We start from the raw sequence: 19,062 nt of genomic DNA, 5'->3' as shown, positions 1-19,062 counted from the left end.
CGCGTTACGACAGCTTGCCGACGGCCTTCTCCAGCAAGTCCCAGGCCTGATCGCCATATTTGCCTTTCCACTCGGCATAGAAGCCGGCGGTCCGCAGCTTGTCGCGGAACGGCGCGACCGTCGGCTGGTTGAAGGTCAGGCCCTTGGCGGCGAGCTCCTGCTGGAGGTTTGCATTGAGCTTGGCGGTGTCCGCGCGCTCCCTCACGGCGGCGGCGTTGATGTTCTTGGCGACGATGGTGCGGACATCCTCAGGCAGCGCACTCCAGGCGCGGCGGTTGGCCAGGAACCAGAAGCCGTCCCACATGTGGTTGGTCAGCGAGCAGTACTTCTGCACCTCGTAGAGCTTGGCGGTCGAGATGATCGCCAGCGGGTTTTCCTGGCCCTCGACGATCTTGGTCTGGAGCGCGGAATAGACCTCGGCGAAATTGATCGAGGCGGGCGCTGCGTCGAACGCCTTGAACATCGAGGTCCACAGCGGCGACACCGGCACGCGGATCTTGAAGCCCTTGAAATCGTCAGGGCCGGTGATCGGCTTGCTCGACGATGTGGTCTGGCGGAAGCCATTGTCCCAGATCTTGTCCATGACCTCGAGGCCGGCCTTCTTGATCTCACCGCGGACGAAGCCGCCGAGATCGCCGTCCATGGCCTTCCAGACCGTGTCGTAGTCCGGGAACGCAAAGCCGATGCCGTTGATGGACGCGGCCGGCACCAGGGTCGACAGGATCAGGCCCGACAGCGTGAAGAACTCGACGCCGCCAGAGCGGATCTGGCTCAGCATGTCGGTGTCGGAACCGAGCTGGTTGTTCGGGAAAATCTGGAGGTCGAACTTACCGTTGGTCTCGGCCTTGATCGCCGCCGCCATCTCCTTGGCGCGCACGTTCAGCGGATGGGTGTCCGGGAGGTTGTTGGCGTATTTGTAGGTGAACTCGGCGCTCTGGGCGCGGGCCACATGGGGCGCGCCGATGCCGCCCAGGACCGCGGTCGCGGCGGAGGCCTTGAGAAGCGTGCGTCGGGAAAAGCTCATTGGGTCTGCTTCCTCGGAAGGTTTGTTTTTGTTGTGAGACGCAGACCTATACGGACGTCGAGTCAGAAGGTCATCTGCGATCTCGCGAGGCTTCGCTTATTGCAGCCGGACAACGCCACGGCAATATCGGCTTTCGCCACATGGGCCGGACTTAAAAAAAGCGAAAACAACCCCATGCACAGTAGCCGTCAGGAGCTGGGGCGATGTTTGAGGGGCGAACCGAAAACGGCGTCGGAGCAAAGGCGCGGTGGTAGGAAGTCTGCCTAAACAACTGATCTAATTAGATATAAATATATTCCATAATATACCTTATGCGAATCGTGGATATGGGCAGCCGGAGACGGCTGTCGGCTCTGGTTGGATCTGAATCAGTCACGCCCCTGTTCGAGTCCAGCTCATTCGAGTGGTCGAAATTCGTGCTCCGCGGTCGCGTTCCGGTGCAACCATCGCCCGCGTCGCGCCCCTCGATGCCCCGGCAAGACAAGACAGTGATCTCCCGTTCGTCGGCTGCGGCCGGATCACAGGGCCGCACTTCGACTTGCATGTAGATCGACCTGAGGCAGGGCCGACATCCGACTTTCTTGAAGTCTTGGCTGGGAAGCCGGCAAGGGGCACGACGTGCCCTCCTCTGTCAAACTCTGAAACTATCCCAAGGGCTCATCACGGTTCATCGGACTGCGGCCCGCGGCGGATGGTGCCCCTCTGAGGTTTCCAGAACGGTCTCGTTGCCACTGACCGACCTTGTCACGAGCCTGTTGCGGACCTTCTCCATCACGGCGCTCGCCGCGGCCGGGAGTTGCGTGCCCTTCAAGGTCACCAGACAGGCCTCGCGCTCCAGCCGGAGCCAGGGCTGTTCGAGCGGGACAATCCCGGCGGTGTCGATCTCTGACAGCGCACTGCGCGCAAGAATTGTCACCAAATTGGTTCGGCGCAGAAACGCGAAGGTCATGAAAAGCGAACTCGTCAGGATATGGGCCGCAGGTAACTCTTCACCCTTGCTGACATACACGTGGTTCAACTCGTCCTGCAGATTGGTACTCATCCGCGGGAGCAACCACCTGTATTGGGCGAGTTCTTTGAAGGATTGCGGCGGTCGAAGCTGGAGCGGGTGGTCCTTGCGGGTGACGATAACCAAGTCGTCAACCAGCAAACGGTTATAGGCCAGCGCGGAATCCAGGCTGGCCCGGGTGTGGTCCGACTTGACCCAGCCCAGCAGCGCACAGTCGATCTCGCGCGTCTTGATCCATTCGAAGAGCTCGTCCGTGCTCCCCTCGCGGACGGTGTAGCGGACATTGGGCTGCTTCTCGGCCAGCTCGGCAATCGCCTCGGGAAGGACCTGTGTCAGGAACGACGGTCCCGCGCCGATACGGACGTGACCGGACAGGCCGGCCCGCATGTCGGTCATCAACTGTTCGGCTTCATCCATCCGATAGATGATCGACTCCGCGCGACTTCTCAGCGCGATGCCCGCATCCGTCAGGGCTATTCCACGGCCTTTCCGGACATAGAGCTGAACGCTCAGCTGCTGCTGCAGCCGTGCCATCATTTTGGACAGCGCGGGCTGAGAAATGCACAATGTTTCAGCGGCTTGAGAAAGATTCAGGTGGTTCGCCACCACCAGGAAGTACCGCAGCTGCTGCAGCTCCACTCTATAGCCTTTCGGTTATAGTTATTTGCGTCGGCGGCCATTGTTGCATGGGGTCGATCTCGCTCCAATAGCAGGATGTTTGAAAGGCGTCGGCGGTTTGCCGGGGCGCGATCGAATTCTGACATTTGGCAACGGGAACGACCATGTTGAACGTGAACAGGCGCATATTCCTGCGCGGCGGAACCTCGCTGCTGGCACTCTCCGGGACGGTACTGTCGAGGCCGGCGCGCGCGCAGTCGACCGGCAATCCGGTTCGCGGCGGGATCCTGGTGATTGCCCAAGACGCCAATCCTCCCAGCCTTGACCCGCACAAATCGGCGGCGTTCGCGACGACCAACATCACCGAACAGATCTACGGCTGCCTGCTGCGCTGGGATGACAGCGGCACCAATGTCGAACCGGACCTCGCCGCCTCCTACGAGATGGTCGACGATCTGACCTACCGTTTCACGCTGCGCGATGGCGTGAAATTCCACAACGGTCAGACGCTGACCAGCGCGGATGTGAAATTCACCTTTGACCGGATCGCCAACCCGGACACCGGTTCGCCGTGGAAGTCGCTGTTTGCCACCATCCAGTCGGTCGAAACTCCGGACGCGCGCAGCGTCATCTTCCATTTGTCCGCCCCCTTCTCGCCCCTGCTGAACTACCTGGCGACGGTGAAATATTCGGCCATCGTCTCGCAGGCCGACGTGACCCAGCGTGGCGACCTGATCTCCGGCGGGGCCGGGACCGGCCCGTTCAAGCTCGCGAGCTTCGTCTCCAATTCCGTGCTGAAGCTGTCCCGCAACGAGGATTACTACGAGCCCGGCCTGCCCTACCTGGACGGGATCGAGTTCCGCATCATTCCGGATGAAGGCAGCCGGGTGGCCGCCCTGCGCAGCCGGTCGGCCGCGCTGACCTGGCTCAACACGCCCGAGGTGGTCGACCAACTTGCAAAAACCAAGGGGTTCGTCGCGCCCAAGCAGCAGGACAACAATGCCGTGCTGCTGATGGAGCTCGACCAGCGGGTGCCGCCCTTCAACGATGTCCGGGTTCGCCGCGCCTTCAGTCTGGCGATCGACCGCCAGCAGATCGCCGATATCGTCTGGCGTGGGCGGGCTGCACTTTCGGCAGCGATCCCGCCGTCGCAGGCGCCCTACGCCGTTCCAAGCGCCGAGGTGCTGGCACTCCCCTACCAGACCCCGGATCTGACGCAGGCCAAGGCGCTGATGGCAGAGGCCGGCCATGCGGCTGGGTTCGACACCGTCTTCGCAGTCTCTCCGCAGACCCTCAGCGACGTGGCGGTCGCACAGATCGTGCAGCAGCAGGTGGCGCGGATCGGCATCCGCATCAAGATCGAGCAGAAAGACTGGGGCAGCCTGGTCAAGGATTTCCAGGGCACGCTGAGCCCGATCAGCATGGCCGACCTGGCACCGGCACCCGACGCGGAGTCGAATCTGAGAATCCGCTTCGCCTCTGCGTCGAGCGTCAACCCAGGCAAGACCAAGGATCCGGAGATCGACGCCCTCTTCACCGCGGGGCGGGCGACCACCGATGTCGCCAAGCGGGTCGCGATCTACCGGGAGATGCAGCGCCGCATCGCCGATCAGGCCTATGCGCTGTTCCCCGCCGCGATCCCGCTGCAGTTCGAGATCTGGAGCGAGAAGCTGCGCGGCTACCACACAACCCCCTACGCACAGCGCGTGTTGTTGCGTCAGGCCTGGCTCGCCTCCTGAGCGAGCAAACCGGCATGCGATCGAGAGTCCCATGATGTTCGCCCATCTTTTGCGCCGCCTGGCTTTGCTGGTGCCCGTCCTGATCGGGATGTCGGTGGTCAGCTTCTCGCTCGTCCATCTCATCCCCGGCGATGTCGTGAGCGTCATTGCCGGGGGCGAGATCGCCTCGGATTCCGAAGAGGCGCGGAACATCCGCCGCAGCCTCAACCTCGACCAGCCACTGACCGTGCAATATTTCACCTGGATCAATGGAGTGGCGCACGGCGATCTCGGCAAATCGCTGGTGCATAACGTGCCGGTCTCGGGCGAGATTCTGGCGCATCTGCCGGTGACCCTGGCGCTGACGCTGATGTCGCTCGTCATCTCGGTGGTGATCGGTATTCCGGCCGGCGTACTCGCCGCCGCGCGACGGGGGCGAAGCTCGGACGCCGCGCTGCGGATCGTCTCGCTGGCCGGGATGGCGGTCCCCACCTTCGTGGCCAGCGTCACCGCCGTCCTGTTCTTCTCGCTGTATCTGCCGTCGGTGCAGCTTTTCAACAGCATTGATTTCCAGACTGATTTCTGGGGGGCGATCGAAGGGCTCCTGCTGCCCTCCGCCGTGCTGTCGCTGGCCGCTGCTGCGACGATCATGCGCTATACGCGCGGCGCGATGCTGGAAGTCATGCGCGAGCAATATATCGCCATGGCCCGGGCCAAGGGGGCCGGCCCCTGGCGGGTCCTGCTGAAACACGGGCTGCGAACGGCACTGCTGCCGGTGGTCACCGCCTCGGGTCTGATCGCGGCACAGCTGATCTCGGGCGTGGTGGTGGTCGAGCAGGTCTTCGGCCTGCCGGGGCTCGGCCAGCTGATGCTGAGTGCGATCAGCAGCCGGGACTACACGCTGGTGCAGGGTGCGGTGATCGTCGTCGGCGCGATGGTGGTGTTGATCAACCTCGCCGTCGACCTCGCCTATCACCGCCTCGACCCGCGGATCTGACCATGACGGACAACACGATCCCATGTACCGCCGCCCCGAACGCGGCGCGCGCACGGACAATGACGCGGCTTGCTCTGCAGCCGCTGGCCGCTTTCCGGCGTCAGAACCTGCTGGTGCAGGCCGGGGCCGCGCTGCTGTTGATCCTGCTGGCGTGTGCCCTGCTCGGGCCGTTGCTCCTGCCCTTCGGCCCGAATGATCTCGTCGGCATGTCGATGCGGCCGCCGTCTGCGGCGCATCCCTTCGGCACCGATCTGCTCGGGCGTGACGTGATGACGCGAACGCTTTACGCCGCCCGCAGCTCGATGATCGTGGCGGCCAGCGCGACCGCCTTCGCCCTTGTCCTGGGGACCAGCTGGGGCATGGCCGCGGGCTATGCCAGAGGCAAGGCGGACGTCGTGCTGATGCGCCTCCTCGACGTCTTGCAGGCCTTTCCGCCGCTGCTCCTGGCGATCGCCCTGGTTGCCGTGCTGGGGACCAGCCTGAGCAATCTGATCATGACAATGGGCGTGCTCTTCGTGCCGCCATTCGCCCGGGTGGCCCGTGGGGCAACCCTGTCGCTGCGCGAGCGGCAATTCGTCAAGGCCGCTCAGGTGCTGGGCGTTCCGGCCTGGCGCAACCTGCTCGTCCATGTGCTGCCCAATATCTCCACCCCCCTGATCATCGAGACCGCCTCGACGATCACCGCCGCCCTGCTGACGGAATCGGCCCTCTCCTTCCTGGGCATGGGCATTCAGCCCCCGACCCCGACCTGGGGCGGGATGATCGCGGACTCCACCTCGGTCATGACGCATGCCCCCTGGCTGGTGCTCGCCCCCGGAGCAGCCATCGTGCTCATCGTGCTTGGCTTCCTGCTGCTCGGTGACGGACTGCGCGACAAATTCGATCCCAAAGCGGAGAAGTGACATGAGCATGGAAAACGATATTCACTGGCAGCCGGCCTGGCGTCTGAACGAGCTGGTGGTCAGCGGTGAAAGCTCCGCCGAAGAGATCACTCGCCTGCTGCTGGCGCGGATCGCGCGCTACGACGGCGGCATCCATTCGTTCCTGACCGTGGCGGGCGAGATGGCCCTGGCAGAGGCGCGCGCCGTCGACCGCCGCATCGCCGCCGGGGAGAAGCTGGGCCCGTTGGCCGGCGTTCCGGTGACGATCAAGGATCAGTTCTTCACCCGGGGGCTGCGAACCACCAGCGGCTCGAAGGCTTTCGTCGATCACGTGCCCGAGTGGGACAGCAACTGCGCCGCGCGCATCCGTGCCGCTGGCGGCGTGATCCTGGGCAAGACCAATACGCCGGAATTCGGCATGTATTGGCGGACGGTGGGGCTGATTTCCGAGGAATGCCGCAATCCCTGGGACCGCAAGAAGACCTCGGGCGGTTCGAGCGGCGGCGCGGCGGCCGCGCTGGCCTCGGGCTTCGGGCCGCTGGCCATCGGCAGCGACTCCGGTGGCTCGATCCGTCTGCCATCGGCCCAATGCGGCATCTTCGGCTTTCTGCCGAGCTTCGGGCGTGTGCCGCGGCATGGCGGGTTGGGCTCCGCGGTGTTCTGTACCGCGGTTGGGCCGATGGCACGGGACGTGCGGGATGCGGCGACGCTCCTGCAGGTCATCGCCGAACCGATGCCGCAGGATCCGTTCTGCCGGATCGACACGCCGCCCGACTACCTCGGCAATCTGGAAGATGGCATCGAAGGCGTGCGTGCGGCCTGGTGGGACAACAGGTTCGCGCAGGGTTTCACCGATCCGAAGGTGCTGCGCGCGGTACGCGCCGCTGCCGAGCAGATTACCGATTTCGGCGCCGATCTGCGCGACGAGGCGGTTGTCCTTGCGACCGAGGGTCTCGATGAAGCCTGGCGCGTGCTGGAGTTCGTCGACCGGCACGCCACGCTGGGCGAGCAACTGATGCGCGACGAGGCGACCCTCAGCCAGCTCACGCCCTATGCCCGCGCGCGCTTCGAATGGGCCTCGGAAGTGACTGGCTCGCAATATTCCCTCGCGGTGATGCGCCGTGCGGAGTTCATTCGCCACATGGACGGACTCTTCGCCGAGACCGACCTGATCCTTGCGCCCACCATTGGCATCACTTCGCCCGTCATTGATCCGAATGACATGACCCAACGGATTCCGGCACTCGTCTCCTACACATTGCCGGTGAACGTCGCCGGCTATTGCGCGGCCAGCGTGCCCTGCGGTTTCGTCGGCGGCATGCCTGTCGGGCTCCAGATCATCGGCCGCCCGAACGAGGAGGCGCTGGTGCTGCGGGCCAGCCGCCAGTTCGAGAAGGCGCTGAACTGGAACGCGCATCACCCCCAGGCAGAACTGGACCTGGCTTCATGAAGGAGACGGGCGCACTTCTCGAGCTGCGCGATCTGCGCACCTACTTCCACACCGGCGATGCCGTGGCCAAGGCGGTCGATGGGGTCAACCTTACGATCCACGCGGGACGCATCATGGGCGTCGTGGGCGAGTCCGGCTCTGGCAAGAGCGTCACCGGCGCCTCGATCATGGGATTGATCCAGCGGCCAGGCCGGATCGAGCCCGGCAGCCGTATCCTGTTCAAGGGGCGCGATCTGGTGCGGGAGGATGAGCGGACGCTGCGCGGCCTGCGCGGCAACGAGATCGCGATGATCTTCCAGGAACCGATGACCTCGCTGAACCCGGTCTTCACGGTGGGCGATCAGATCATCGAGAACCTCCAGTTGCACCGGCGGATTTCCCGGCGCGCGGCGCGCCAGCGCGCGGTGGAGCTGATGGGTCTCGTCGGAATTCCCGCGCCGGAAAAGCGTGTCGACAGCTACCCGCACGAATTGTCGGGCGGCATGCGCCAGCGGGTGGTGATCGCGATGGCGCTGACCTGCGATCCCAGCCTGCTGATCGCCGACGAGCCAACGACCGCTCTGGATGTCACGATCCAGGCCCAGATTCTCGAGCTGATCGTCAAGCTGCGCCAGGAGCTTGGCATGGCCGTGATGTTCGTCACCCATGATCTCGGCGTCGTCGCCGAGATCTGCGACGAGGTCGCCGTCATGTATGGCGGACAGGTTGTCGAGACCGGCCCGGTGAAACAGGTGCTGTCTGCGCCGCGCCATCCTTATACGCAGGGGCTGATGGCGTGCATTCCCCGTCTGGGGATGGACCGCAACGCGCGCCTCAGCTCGATCCCCGGGATCGTGCCGAGCCCGAAGCTCTGGCCTGTGGGCTGCCGTTTCGCCGACCGCTGCCCGCAGGCGGTGGCACGCTGCCGCAACGCCGCGCCGCCGCAGGTGCGCAACGGTGAAAACGCGGCCTCCTGCTGGCTGCTGGTGTCCGATGCCGCCCTCGTGGAGAGCTCCGATGGCTGAATCGCTGTTGCAACTGCGCGGCCTGACCAAGCATTTCACCACGCGCTCGCCGAAGGGCAAGGCGGTGGTCCAGGCGGTGGATGATCTTTACCTCGACGTCTACGAGGGCGAGACCCTGGGGCTGGTGGGTGAATCCGGTTGCGGCAAGACGACGACGGCCCAGCTCATCGTCGGCCTGACCACGCCGACCCGGGGGCACGTGAGCCTCGAAGGCAACGACCTTGCGGAACTCGGCGGCAAGGCGCGCAAACTGGCGCGGCGACAACTGCAATACATCTTCCAGGACCCCAACGACTCCCTGGATCCGCGGATGAAGGTGCGGGCGATCGTCTCCGAGGGGCTGCGCGCGCAAGGTCGCATCGGGAAGCCGGAGCTGACGGACAAGGTCGCCGAAGTGCTGAGCCAGGTCGGCCTGCCCGTGGATGCGATGGACCGGTTCCCGCACGAGTTCTCGGGCGGACAGCGGCAGCGGATCGGCATCGCGCGGGCGCTGATCATGCGGCCACGGCTGATCGTCGCGGACGAGCCGATTTCGGCCCTCGACGTCTCGGTGCAGTCACAGATCCTCAATCTCATGGGCGACTTGAAGCGCGAGCTTGGCCTGACCTATGTCTTCGTGACGCACAATCTGGCTGCGGTGGGCTACATCAGCGATCGGATCGCGGTGATGTATCTGGGGCGGATCGTCGAGGTTGGGCCCGTGGACGACATCATGACCGCGCCCCAGCATCCGTATACGCAAGCCCTGCTCTCGGCGATCCCGGACCCCGACGTCTCGGCTGAGCGAAAGGCGCGGATTCGGCTTACGGGAGATGTGCCCGGCCCGATCGATCCACCCTCCGGCTGCCGCTTCCGCACGCGCTGCCCGCTCGCCGAGCCGAGATGTGCCGAGGAAATCCCGCCTCTCAAGCCGCGCGGCGTGGGGAAAGCGGGACGTGGGCACATGTCCGCCTGTCACCTCGTGAGCTCGCAATAGTCTGAGCCGCGGAAAGGCGTCATGCGGGCTTCAGCTCACTCGCTGACGCCGTAGAACGTCATCTGGTAGTCGCGGAACAGCGCGTTCCGGCGTTCGGCGGTCGTGCCCAGATATGGCGAGGCGCTGGTCGCGCTCGTCGACTTCTCACCGAACGACAAGTACGTGCCGTTGTTGGACCGGCTGCTCCGCGGCCAGGCCGGCAAGCCCTCTCCGTTGGGGTCGCCTGTCCTGACGAAATTGGCCCACATCGACGAAGCCTGTTCCGCCAGCTCGAAATCATAGGGCGTCCACGGCCGTTGACCGGGTTCATTGCGCAGCGAGTTGAAGGTGTACCAGAGGTCCGACGAATGCCACGCGCCGTAGTACTCGCGATCGCGTCCGGGCGTGGGATGATCGAAGTAATACACGTAGACCTTGCTGGCCGGATTTCTGGCGGTGAGCAGAGAACCCGCGATCCGGTTTTGCTCGAGCAGCAGGTCCGCCTGGGCCTTGAGATGCTGACGGTAGGCATCGCGCGTGGTCGAGGCCGGATAGAGTTTCTCGAACGCATATTTGGCATATAGCTCGTCGCCGAGGAGCTTCTTCCAATAGGCATGGAAGGCCGGGATTTCCATGACCTTGTCCGGTGCGCCGTCCAGCGCCGTTCGCTCGTCGGCGACCGTGCCGATGATGACGTCAACGCCGTTGAGCGCGCCCTCCTTCAGCAGATCGACCGAGTCCCCGGTCAGAACCTTGCCGTCGATGACCGCATACATGTTGCTGGTCACGGCATACATGTCGTCGATCTTTGCCGGATCCTTGTAAAACTCCTCCGCCGGAAGCTTCCTCAGATCGTCCAGCGTCTTGCCGGGAAAGGACTTCTCGAACACCGGGCCGGCCGCGGCCGTCTTTGCCTCGAGCGTCACGTAGTTCGGTTTCCCCGGCTGCGCCATCACGGTGGGGCTGGAGTGCATGATCGCGCGCTGGAACAGGCCCTTGGCCAGCGGCGTGGACAGAACGCTTCTGACATTGCGCGACCCGGCCGACTGGCCGGCAATCGTCACCTTGCCGGGATCACCACCGAACGCCCCGATGTTCCTGTTCACCCATTTCAGCGCTTCCACCGCGTCCAGGATCGCAAAATTCCCGGCGCCCTCCTCCTTCATTCCAGGCAGAGCGAGAAAGCCCATGATGTTCAATCGATAGGCTGCCGAGACGACGATGATGCCCTTGGCGGCGAGCTTTGCCGCGTTGAACTCGACCTCGGAATTGTTGCCGTGGCGGTTACCGCCGCCGTGGTAGTAGACCATCACCGGGAGTGACGCGCCGGCAGGTTTCGCCGGGACCCAGATGTTGAGATAGAGGCAGTCTTCGCTGTCCTTGGGATCCTTCGACGGGTCCCAATAATATTCGTTGAAATAGAACGTTCCCGGCGGATTGGCGCTGGCGAGCTGATAGCAGCGGTTCGGCCACGCGTTGCTCTCTCTGACACCTGACCATGGCACGACGGGCTGAGGCGCCTTCCACCTGTTGGCGCCGACCGGCGGCGCGGCGAACGGCACCGCCTTGTAGACGGCGACATCGGCAATGTCGGACGCGACGCCGCTGATCTTGCCGCCTTCAACCGATATGGAGGAATCGGACGTCTGGGCCACGGCGGACGACATGATCAGTCCTGTCAGAGCCACAACGGAGAGCATTCCGGTGAGCTTCATCATCCGTTCCTTCCCTTTGACACTGTCGACTCATTGCAGTCCGAGCCGAGTTTTGCCGGCTACATTGGACGAGCGCGACCGCGAGCACTAATGCCTTATCGGCATGGTTTGAAAACAAAACGGTATCTTGCGCCGGATGACCGGCCAGACGTTGGCAAGCTCACGCCTTGGTGAAGACGCGCGGCGGGCCAATGTCAGGGCTACCCAGAACCGCTCTCCCGGCCCACAATCAATCCAACTGACGAGCATCCGACTGCTAATAGGATGATCGCGGGGACAACATGAAGCGCGGTTCAAACCGCCATTAAACTGGGAGGTTCGTCATGCAGGAGAACGCCGCCCGCGCGATCGGCTCGCGCGCCATGCCATTCGATGCCGCCAAGCTCGACCGTCTCATGGAGGCTGCCGGCCTCGACGTCCTGATCGCGACCTCCAAGCACAATGTGCAGTACCTGTCAGGCGCCGAGCGCGCGATCTTCTTCGACTACATGGATGCGATGGGCGTCAGCCGCTATCTGCCGGTCCTGGTCTATCCCAAGGGCGCGCCGGACAAGGCGATCTATGTCGGCCACCGCCTGGAGACCCATCAGCGCGCCGTGGCGCCGCCCTGGGTGCCGCAGGTCCGGACCGAGTCCAACGGATCGGTCGACGCCATCACGCGGGCCGTGAGCGCCTTGAAGGACTCCGGCGTGCCGATGAAGCGGATCGGGGTCGAGATGGCATTCCTGCCGATGGATGCAGGAAGGGCGCTGGCCGACGCCCTGCCCGGCACCGAGCTCAAGGACGCGCTGCTGGTGCTGGAGCGTCTGCGCGCGGTCAAGTCCGCGGACGAGCTGGCCAAGTTGAAAACGGCGTCCGAAATGGTGATCGCCTCGATGCTGCAGGTGATCGCCAAGCACGGCCCGGGTACGACCAAGCAGCAATTGTCGGACGCCTTGCGCGTCGCCGAAGTCAACCGCGGGCTGACGTTCGAATATTGCCTGCTGGCCTGCGGCAGCAGCCATAACCGTGCGCCGTCATCGCAGCGCTGGGAGCAAGGCGACGTGCTGTCGCTCGACTCCGGCGGCAATTATCACGGCTATATCGGCGACCTCGCCCGCATGGCCGTGCTGGGCGAGCCCGACAGCGAACTGAAGGATTGCCTGGCCGAGATCGAGGCAGTGCAGCGTACCGCCTTCGCGGCGGTCCGGCCGGGCGCCATGGGCGGCGACATCTACGTCGCGGCCGAGCGGCAGCTTGCGAAGATCACCCAGCGCGACTGCACCGATTTCCTGGCGCACGGCATGGGCCTCGTCAGCCACGAGGCCCCTCGCCTGACCGCCAAGGGGCCGGTCCCCTACGACGATGTGGATGCAAGGCTGCCGCTCGAGCCGGGCATGGTGGTGTCGATCGAGACAACGATGAAGCATCCGAAGCGCGGCTTCATCAAGCTCGAGGACACGGTCGTGGTGACGCCGGCGGGATATGAGATATTCGGTGAAGGTGGGCGGGGCTGGACTCCCGGCGGCAGCGCGCTTTAGCCGGCAGACCAACTTCAGACACTCTTCAAAGCCTCTGCAAACTCCGCCACGATCGCCTTGGTCAGGCGGCCGCTGAACCTGTCCTTCTGCCACAGCGCGGTCATCTCGACCGGAGACGGCTCCCATCCGGTCATGACGCGGATGAGCGCTCCGGAATTCAGCGCCGCTTCCACCATGAACAAGGGCAGGTTCGCGACACCGAGCCCGGCGATCGCGGCGTCGACCAATATCGTCTGTCGGTTTGCCGCGTAGCCAATCGGTGGATTCACGGTGACAGCAGCACCGTCATGATGTCGTAGATCCCACTCGACCAGGTCGCGACGGATTGCGAGCGCGGGGATCTCATTCAGGTCCTGCGGCACCGTCAACGCTCTCCGTGCTGCAAGGAAATCTGGACTCGCGACCAGCACGCGCGGCAGGGAGGCGAGCTTCTTGAACATCAGTCCGGAGTCGGCGACCCGCCCCATCCGTACGACCAAATCGTATCCTTCCTCGATCAAGGACACCCTGCGATCGGCCAAGGTCATCTCGATCATCACGTCGGGGTGCCTGCCCTTGAAGCGGATCAACGCCGGCGCCAGAACGGCTGTCGCGATGTCCGGCGGCAACGACAATCGAACGGTGCCTGACAGCGTAACCCGCTCATCCCGGACCTCAGCCACGGCCTCTTCGGCAAGGCCAAGCGCGGGCCGGGTGCGGTCGAACAGCCGCTGCCCCTCCTCGGTCAGCGCGACGCCCCGCTTCGTTCGTCGCACCAACCGGACGTTGAGGGTCTTCTCAAGGGCGGACAGCCGCCGCGACAGGGTGGCCTTCGGAATGCCCGTCGCGCGCTCGGCCGCCGCCAGCCCGCCCGCTTCGACGATACGGGTGAACAATGCGAGGCCGTCGAAATCTGAAAAGGCTGCCATGTTCCATTTATGAAACACGAGGTGGGCATTTTTCAAGTCTGCCGGAAGTATCGTTCCATTCGTAGGTTCATCGGCGAGCGATAATGCTCGTTCGACCAAGGGATACCACGTCATGGCCAAGTATTTCACCCCAGAGGATTCCGCGCTTCTGCTGATCGACCACCAGGTCGGCACCATGCAGCTGATCAAGAACATCGATGTCGCGCGCGCCAAGCGCATGTCGCTGGCGCTGGCGAAGACCGCGAGCATTCTCGGCATCCCCACCGTCCTGACATCGAGCCAGGAAGATCGCCTGCAGGGTCCGTTGCTGCCGGAACTGAAGGACATTCTTCCCGACGCCTTTGCCAAGCGCGTGAAGCGCGAAGGCATCGTCAACGCCTGGACCGACGCCAACTTCAAGGCCGCCGTGGAAGCGACGGGCCGCAAGAACCTGATCATGGCGGGCGTCACGACCGACGTCTGCCTCGTCTTTCCGGCGATCGACGCGGTGACGGAAGGCTACAGGGTGCAGGCCGTCATGGATGCCTCGGGATCGCCGTTCGAGCTCTCGGAAGATATGTCCCGCCGCCGCATGCAGGACGCCGGCGTTGTCCTGACCGCGACCAACACCATGATCGCAGAACTGGCCCAGAACTGGGGCACGCCGAACGGCCAGAAGCTGATCCAGCTCCTGTTCACCGACGTGTTGCCGCCGATCCAGTCGTAATCGATCTCGGGCCGCCGGGGCCCAGGAGTAACAACATGTCTGTCGCATCGCCCATCAATGGGATCGGCATCGTGTCGCCGGAGACTCATCAGGTCAGATCACACGGGCCATTCCAGTTGCGCCGAATCCATCCGGGCATCGCTCTGAACCAACGGGACGATGCGGGCTTCGGCGGACTTGGGGTCATCGACCACGCCCGGCTTCAACCCGGTCTCGTCGTCAGGATGCACGAACACCGCAACGACGAGATCATCAGCTACATGCGGACCGGACGGATGCAGCACACCGATTCCGCCGGCACAAGCGAAGTCATTTCATCCGGCCGGCTCATGGTGATGAACGCAGGCCGCGGCTTCCATCATGAAGAGAAGGTCGTCGGCGACGAGCCGATCGAAATGCTCCAGATCTTCGTTCGGCCGGAAGCTGTGGATCTGGAGCCCAGCGTCCAGTTCGTCACGTTGGACGAGGCCGGACGAAACGATCAGTGGCGGCTGCTGACGGGGCCGGCGGGATCGGACGCGCCGACCTTCGTGCGGCAGGCCGTGTATCTCTACGATACCCACTTGCCGGCGGGGCGAAGCTGCGGCCTTCCGTCGAAGCCGGGTTTCGATCGCTGGCTCTATGTCTTCCGGGGTGGCGTCGTCGCAGGTGAGCAAAAGGCCGGGAAGCATACCGCGTTGATGTTCGCCGGCGACGGCGTCTCGCCGAAGGTGGAAGCGAGTGAGGACGCCGACCTTGTCGTCTTTCTCGTCGACCGAAACGCCCGATATTCGCGTGAGGGAACGATCAGCGGTTGAAGTCGGCGGCGGCTGGATTCCCGGCGGCAGCGCGCTTTAGCGCGGCGGCAGCAGATCGAGCTGGCTCTGCGCTTTCTTCACGGCCGCCGCGAACCAGCTCTGGCTCGGCGCTTCCTTGGCGAAGCACGCCGTGTAGGCCGTCATCGCATTGTCTTCGCGGGTCATGTCGCCCCGCGGGTCCTTTTTGTCGATGGACCTCGCCATCATCTGCTTCCAGACCTTCTCGCAGGCCGGGATCTCGGCCGTTTTCACGGCGTCGGTGACGGCGAGAAAGAAGACCTTCTCACCCTGGATCGCGACGACGTCGATTTCATGCGGAGCGCCTTTCAGGTCGCCGTTGCCACGCACGCCGAGCACGGCGACCGCGGCGCTTGCGGAGGCGGGCTTGGTGATTGGCAGCTCCGCATATTTGGCGAAGGCGGAGTCCTGGATCGCCTGATAGTAGAAGCGGTCCGACTTGAAGGCCGCACCGATCTCCTGTGGCATGCCGTCCTCGCGGTGCTCGCGGAGCCAGTGCTTGAGCAGCGGGGTCGTGGTCACGACGGCCTGCATCTTGTCGCCTTCGGAGGCGAAGCCGAGCCCATCGAGATGGCCGAAGCCCGAGTCGCCCTTGAAGAGCGTGTCGGCGTTCGACTGGCCCTCTGCCGGCAACCCCTTGATCGTGACGGGCCCTACCAGGCCGCGCAGCACGGCAGTCAGCTCCTTGAGCGCCGCATCGTGCTGCCTGGAGGTCTGGTCGCTCTCCGCAGCCTTCGAGAATTCTGCGATGTAGCGATCTCGCAGATCGAGATAGTGCTGCTCGGGAGTGGCTGCATTGGCGCTGGTGGCCAGGGCAAGCAGGCAGAGTAAGGCAAGGCACTTCATAGCGATCCCACGACGCAAGAGCTGTCTTTAGACTTTGTGCCTTTGTTTCGCGGGAAGGTTCATCCGCTGTGGGCGGGCCGTCGCAGGGCCCTGCTCCGCCGACGCAAGTGGATTGCGATGGTCAGCTGTTCTTCGAATAGACTGATTCGCGATGAACCTCCCGACCGTTCTCATCGATGACGACGATCCGGAGATCTGGATGTCCTCCCGGCCTCTTCGCGCGAACGTCTTCCGCCAGGCTCTTGCTATGGGCAATGGCGGCACCATCACTTCCAAACTCCAGACCTGACTTATCCCGAGCCGGAACGCCATCCTTCATGTCGAAATAGTAAGTGCGCAGCATCAGTATCCTCTCGCGTCCATCTGTCCTGGCGTGCTTCACCAACCTCTCGGAGAGGAAAGCAAACAGGAACCATCAAGCCCTGGGGACGCAAATCAAGTTAAACACGCAGCGAAGCTAGCGGAGGTTCCCAAGGGAGGATTTGATTCCGATCAAGCGTGTCCGCCTTGGCGATCACCGACCTTGGCGATCACCGGCGCGGGCGTGATCGCCCTACTCCGCCGGCGTCAGCTGCCGGTTCAGGCGCATCGCCGCAGTCTCCCGCACGCGAACGCGGGCGCGGCGCTTGCGCCACCAGATCACGACGCCGGTGACCGAGAGTGCGGCCACCACCAGGCCCATAATCGAGATCAGGATGCGGCCGAACAGTCCGACGATGCGGCCCGAATGCAGCGGAAACTGCGCCTGCACGAAGATGTCGGCGGCGGTGCCGACCCAGGGCAGCCGCTCGCCGAGCGGACGGCCGTCCTCGCTGTCGTAATAGAGCTGCGCCGGGCCGACGCCGCCGGCGCCGTGGTCGTCGCCGGGATGGAAATAGGCGGCGGCATAGACGCCGTGGGCCGGGCCATAGCTGAGTGCACCGACCGGGACGGTCCACCCCCGCGCCTTGCCGTCAGCCGCCGCGCGCGCGGCGATCTCGGCGAAATTCACCTTGGGCTCGATGGGATCGTCGAGATCGCGATAGGGCCGCTGCTCATAGGGCGTCGGCGTGTAGTTCGACACCATCTTCATCAGCGGCGAGAACACCTCGAAATAGAGGTTCAGCGAGAACGCGGTGAAGGCGATGATGAACAGCACACCCCAGGTCCACAGGCTGAAGGCGCGGTGGATGTCGAAATTGATCCGGTAGGCGCTGCCTGAGGTCTTGATGGTCCAGGCCGGCGCCCAGCGCGCCCAGAAGCCGCGTTCGAGCTGGCGCGTGACTTGCGGCGCCCGCGCCGCCTTGGCGCTGCGCCGCGACGGCAGCGTCAGATAAAAGCCGACGAAGCAGTCGATGGTCCAGATGATGGCGATGATGCCGAGCAGGCGCATGCCCCAGCGGTCGCTGCCCCAGAACTCCGGGATGTGCATGGTGTAGTGCAGCTTGTAGAGGAACGAGACGAAGTTCTCTCGCGTCACCGGCCACACGGCGCCCCAATAGCGCCGGCCGAGCTCGACGCCGGTGTTGGGATCGAGGAAGACCTGGTTGTAGTCCATCGCATAGCGCTTGCCGGTCGCAGGATCGATCCTGGGCATGATGAAGAACCACAGCGAGTGCCCCTCCTCCGGCGTCATGAAGAGGTAGACCACGCGCGCGCGGGGATCGCGCTGCTCGATCATCCTGGCGAGCTCGAGCGAGGGAATCGCCGGCCCCTGGCTGGTGACGTCGAACAGATGGCTGTTCAGGACGTCGTCGAGCTCATGGTCCCAGGAGATGATCGCGCCGGTGATGCCGGAGAAGAACAGGAAGCCGGCTGTCAGCAGTCCCGCCCAGCGATGCAGCCTGCCGAATATCGCTCTCATCGTCCGAATCTCATCAAGCAGGTCCGGCCCCCATTGCTGGACCGACTTCAGTTGAACTCACCAGCGGCAGGGGCAGCTTGCCGATGGCCCGACGCCCCGCCTAACGCAGGCGATTTCGGAGTGCGATAGGAACAGGGTTAGAATCTCTCCAGAGCCGTGCGCAGCATGTGCGACCAATGCGCTCATGCGCGGCGCAACGGGCATGTTCTCCGGCTTTGGAATCCTTCTAGACAAAAACGATCCATCGAACGAACGGGACCGGCGACTTTGAAGGCAAGCGTGGAGAACGAATCCTTTACCATGCCCTCGCCGCTCGATTGAGCCTGAGGAACCCTGGAGGTAAAATCTGTTGCGGAATATTTCATTCATTTGGCGGAACATGCCGCAACGTTTCGTGCCAGCGCGTGCTGGGCATCCGGGGTTCGACGTCCATGAGCGATTTGCGCGCTGCGACCAGGCAATCCACTGCGAGGACGGGGCTCATCGAGTTTGACGGCGCCAGGGGCACCGTCAGCATCCCCTGCACGATCGCAGACGTCTCCGGCACGGGCGCAAGACTGAAGCTCGACTGGTCACTGGCGTTTCCGAAACAGGCCACGCTGATCTTTGCCGACGGGTTGCGAAAGCCCTGCCGTGTGGCATGGCAGAAGCGGCGGCTGCTCGGCATCGCGTTCGCGGACGGCGTTGCGAGCGCTGACGAGCAGGCCCTGATGATGACCGAGGAAGAGCAGGCTCTGCACAGGCGGCATATCGGCGCGCAAGTCCGCGGCGCGCGCGAAGCGCGTGGCTATACTGAAAGCCAGATTGCGAACCTCATTGGCGTCTCGCCCGAATTCGTGTCGCTTGCCGAACGCGGCGAGACGAGCATTCCGCTGCACCAACTGACACATATTGCCGATCTGCTGCTGGTCGACCTCGACAGCCTCGTTGCAGGCCCGGCGTCGATCGGGGAGCCCGCGAACGACGCTGAACTCGCAGCGGGGTGAGGCTTTCGGGATATCCCTGCCCGACAGGTCGAAGTGGGAAACACTGTTCGCCTGCTGTAAGGTCACC

17 protein-coding genes are annotated in these 19,062 nt (G+C 64.0%); 10 read left to right on the top strand and 7 right to left on the bottom strand.

The annotated features are described in order from the left end of the window. Nucleotides 1-4: 4 nt before the first annotated feature. Nucleotides 5-1,024 (bottom strand): TRAP transporter substrate-binding protein, encoded by a 1,020-nt coding sequence (locus AC1RR3_RS27650; protein ID WP_492826576.1) that lies wholly within the window; start codon nt 1,022-1,024, stop codon nt 5-7. Nucleotides 1,025-1,691: 667 nt separating this feature from the next. Further along, the gene (locus AC1RR3_RS27645) at nt 1,692-2,672 is read right to left on the bottom strand and encodes a LysR family transcriptional regulator (protein WP_492826574.1); all 981 of its coding nucleotides are present in this window, start codon (nt 2,670-2,672) and stop codon (nt 1,692-1,694) included. 143 nt (nt 2,673-2,815) lie between these two features. Here AC1RR3_RS27645 and AC1RR3_RS27640 point away from each other — a divergent pair, with 143 nt between their 5' ends. The 6 genes from AC1RR3_RS27640 to AC1RR3_RS27615 are packed head-to-tail and all read left to right on the top strand — an operon-like array spanning nt 2,816 to nt 9,677. Continuing rightward, on the top strand, nt 2,816-4,390 hold the full coding sequence (locus AC1RR3_RS27640; protein WP_492826572.1) for an ABC transporter substrate-binding protein: 1,575 nt from the start codon (nt 2,816-2,818) through the stop codon (nt 4,388-4,390). Between the two features lie 31 nt (nt 4,391-4,421). Then, nucleotides 4,422-5,366 carry an ABC transporter permease gene (locus tag AC1RR3_RS27635; protein ID WP_492826570.1) on the top strand — a complete coding sequence of 315 codons (945 nt, stop codon included), beginning with the start codon at nt 4,422-4,424 and terminating at the stop codon, nt 5,364-5,366. Between the two features lie 2 nt (nt 5,367-5,368). Further along, nucleotides 5,369-6,268, top strand: a complete 900-nt coding sequence (locus AC1RR3_RS27630) for an ABC transporter permease (RefSeq protein ID WP_492826568.1) — start codon at nt 5,369-5,371, stop codon at nt 6,266-6,268. 1 nt (nt 6,269) lies between these two features. Beyond that, a complete protein-coding gene (locus AC1RR3_RS27625) occupies nt 6,270-7,697 on the top strand; it encodes an amidase (protein ID WP_492826566.1) in 1,428 nt (475 codons plus the stop codon). Beyond that, nucleotides 7,694-8,701: an ABC transporter ATP-binding protein gene (locus tag AC1RR3_RS27620; protein WP_492826565.1), complete on the top strand. Its 1,008-nt coding sequence runs from the start codon at nt 7,694-7,696 to the stop codon at nt 8,699-8,701. The genes AC1RR3_RS27625 and AC1RR3_RS27620 overlap by 4 nt, the downstream gene beginning before the upstream one ends. After that, a complete protein-coding gene (locus tag AC1RR3_RS27615) occupies nt 8,694-9,677 on the top strand; it encodes an ABC transporter ATP-binding protein (protein WP_492826563.1) in 984 nt (327 codons plus the stop codon). The genes AC1RR3_RS27620 and AC1RR3_RS27615 overlap by 8 nt, the downstream gene beginning before the upstream one ends. Before the next feature lie 35 nt (nt 9,678-9,712). On the opposite strand, the gene AC1RR3_RS27610 is transcribed toward AC1RR3_RS27615, so the two are convergent. Further along, nucleotides 9,713-11,374: a carboxylesterase/lipase family protein gene (locus tag AC1RR3_RS27610; RefSeq protein ID WP_492826561.1), complete on the bottom strand. Its 1,662-nt coding sequence runs from the start codon at nt 11,372-11,374 to the stop codon at nt 9,713-9,715. 320 nt (nt 11,375-11,694) lie between these two features. Between AC1RR3_RS27610 and AC1RR3_RS27605 the strand changes: the two genes are divergently transcribed. Continuing rightward, nucleotides 11,695-12,891 carry a M24 family metallopeptidase gene (locus AC1RR3_RS27605; RefSeq protein WP_492826559.1) on the top strand — a complete coding sequence of 399 codons (1,197 nt, stop codon included), beginning with the start codon at nt 11,695-11,697 and terminating at the stop codon, nt 12,889-12,891. 14 nt (nt 12,892-12,905) lie between these two features. Here AC1RR3_RS27605 and AC1RR3_RS27600 read toward each other — a convergent pair whose 3' ends face one another. Further along, nucleotides 12,906-13,799 carry a LysR family transcriptional regulator gene (locus tag AC1RR3_RS27600; protein WP_492826557.1) on the bottom strand — a complete coding sequence of 298 codons (894 nt, stop codon included), beginning with the start codon at nt 13,797-13,799 and terminating at the stop codon, nt 12,906-12,908. Nucleotides 13,800-13,911: 112 nt separating this feature from the next. On the opposite strand from AC1RR3_RS27600, the gene AC1RR3_RS27595 reads away from it, so the two are divergent. Next, nucleotides 13,912-14,505: an isochorismatase family protein gene (locus AC1RR3_RS27595; RefSeq protein ID WP_492826555.1), complete on the top strand. Its 594-nt coding sequence runs from the start codon at nt 13,912-13,914 to the stop codon at nt 14,503-14,505. Between the two features lie 35 nt (nt 14,506-14,540). After that, a complete protein-coding gene (locus AC1RR3_RS27590) occupies nt 14,541-15,302 on the top strand; it encodes a pirin family protein (RefSeq protein ID WP_492826553.1) in 762 nt (253 codons plus the stop codon). Nucleotides 15,303-15,338: 36 nt separating this feature from the next. Here the strand turns inward: AC1RR3_RS27590 and AC1RR3_RS27585 are convergent, their stop codons facing one another. The 3 genes from AC1RR3_RS27585 to fsrB form a co-directional block, all read right to left on the bottom strand. Further along, complete coding sequence (locus AC1RR3_RS27585) at nt 15,339-16,166, bottom strand: hypothetical protein (protein WP_492826551.1); 828 nt, start codon at nt 16,164-16,166, stop codon at nt 15,339-15,341. Between the two features lie 121 nt (nt 16,167-16,287). Further along, on the bottom strand, nt 16,288-16,506 hold the full coding sequence (locus AC1RR3_RS27580) for a DUF6894 family protein (RefSeq protein ID WP_492826802.1): 219 nt from the start codon (nt 16,504-16,506) through the stop codon (nt 16,288-16,290). A gap of 213 nt (nt 16,507-16,719) precedes the next feature. Then, the gene (fsrB, locus tag AC1RR3_RS27575; RefSeq protein WP_492826549.1) at nt 16,720-18,009 is read right to left on the bottom strand and encodes a siderophore utilization protein FsrB; all 1,290 of its coding nucleotides are present in this window, start codon (nt 18,007-18,009) and stop codon (nt 16,720-16,722) included. A 431-nt stretch (nt 18,010-18,440) separates the two neighbouring features. Between fsrB and AC1RR3_RS27570 the strand changes: the two genes are divergently transcribed. Next, the gene (locus AC1RR3_RS27570) at nt 18,441-18,995 is read left to right on the top strand and encodes a helix-turn-helix domain-containing protein (protein WP_492826547.1); all 555 of its coding nucleotides are present in this window, start codon (nt 18,441-18,443) and stop codon (nt 18,993-18,995) included. The last annotated feature ends 67 nt before the right edge of the window (nt 18,996-19,062 follow it).

This window comes from Bradyrhizobium sp. GW821-FHT13H05 (assembly GCF_058804065.1).
The sequence above is the reverse complement of the archived record's forward strand: the minus strand, read 5'-3'. Positions and strand labels throughout refer to the sequence as shown.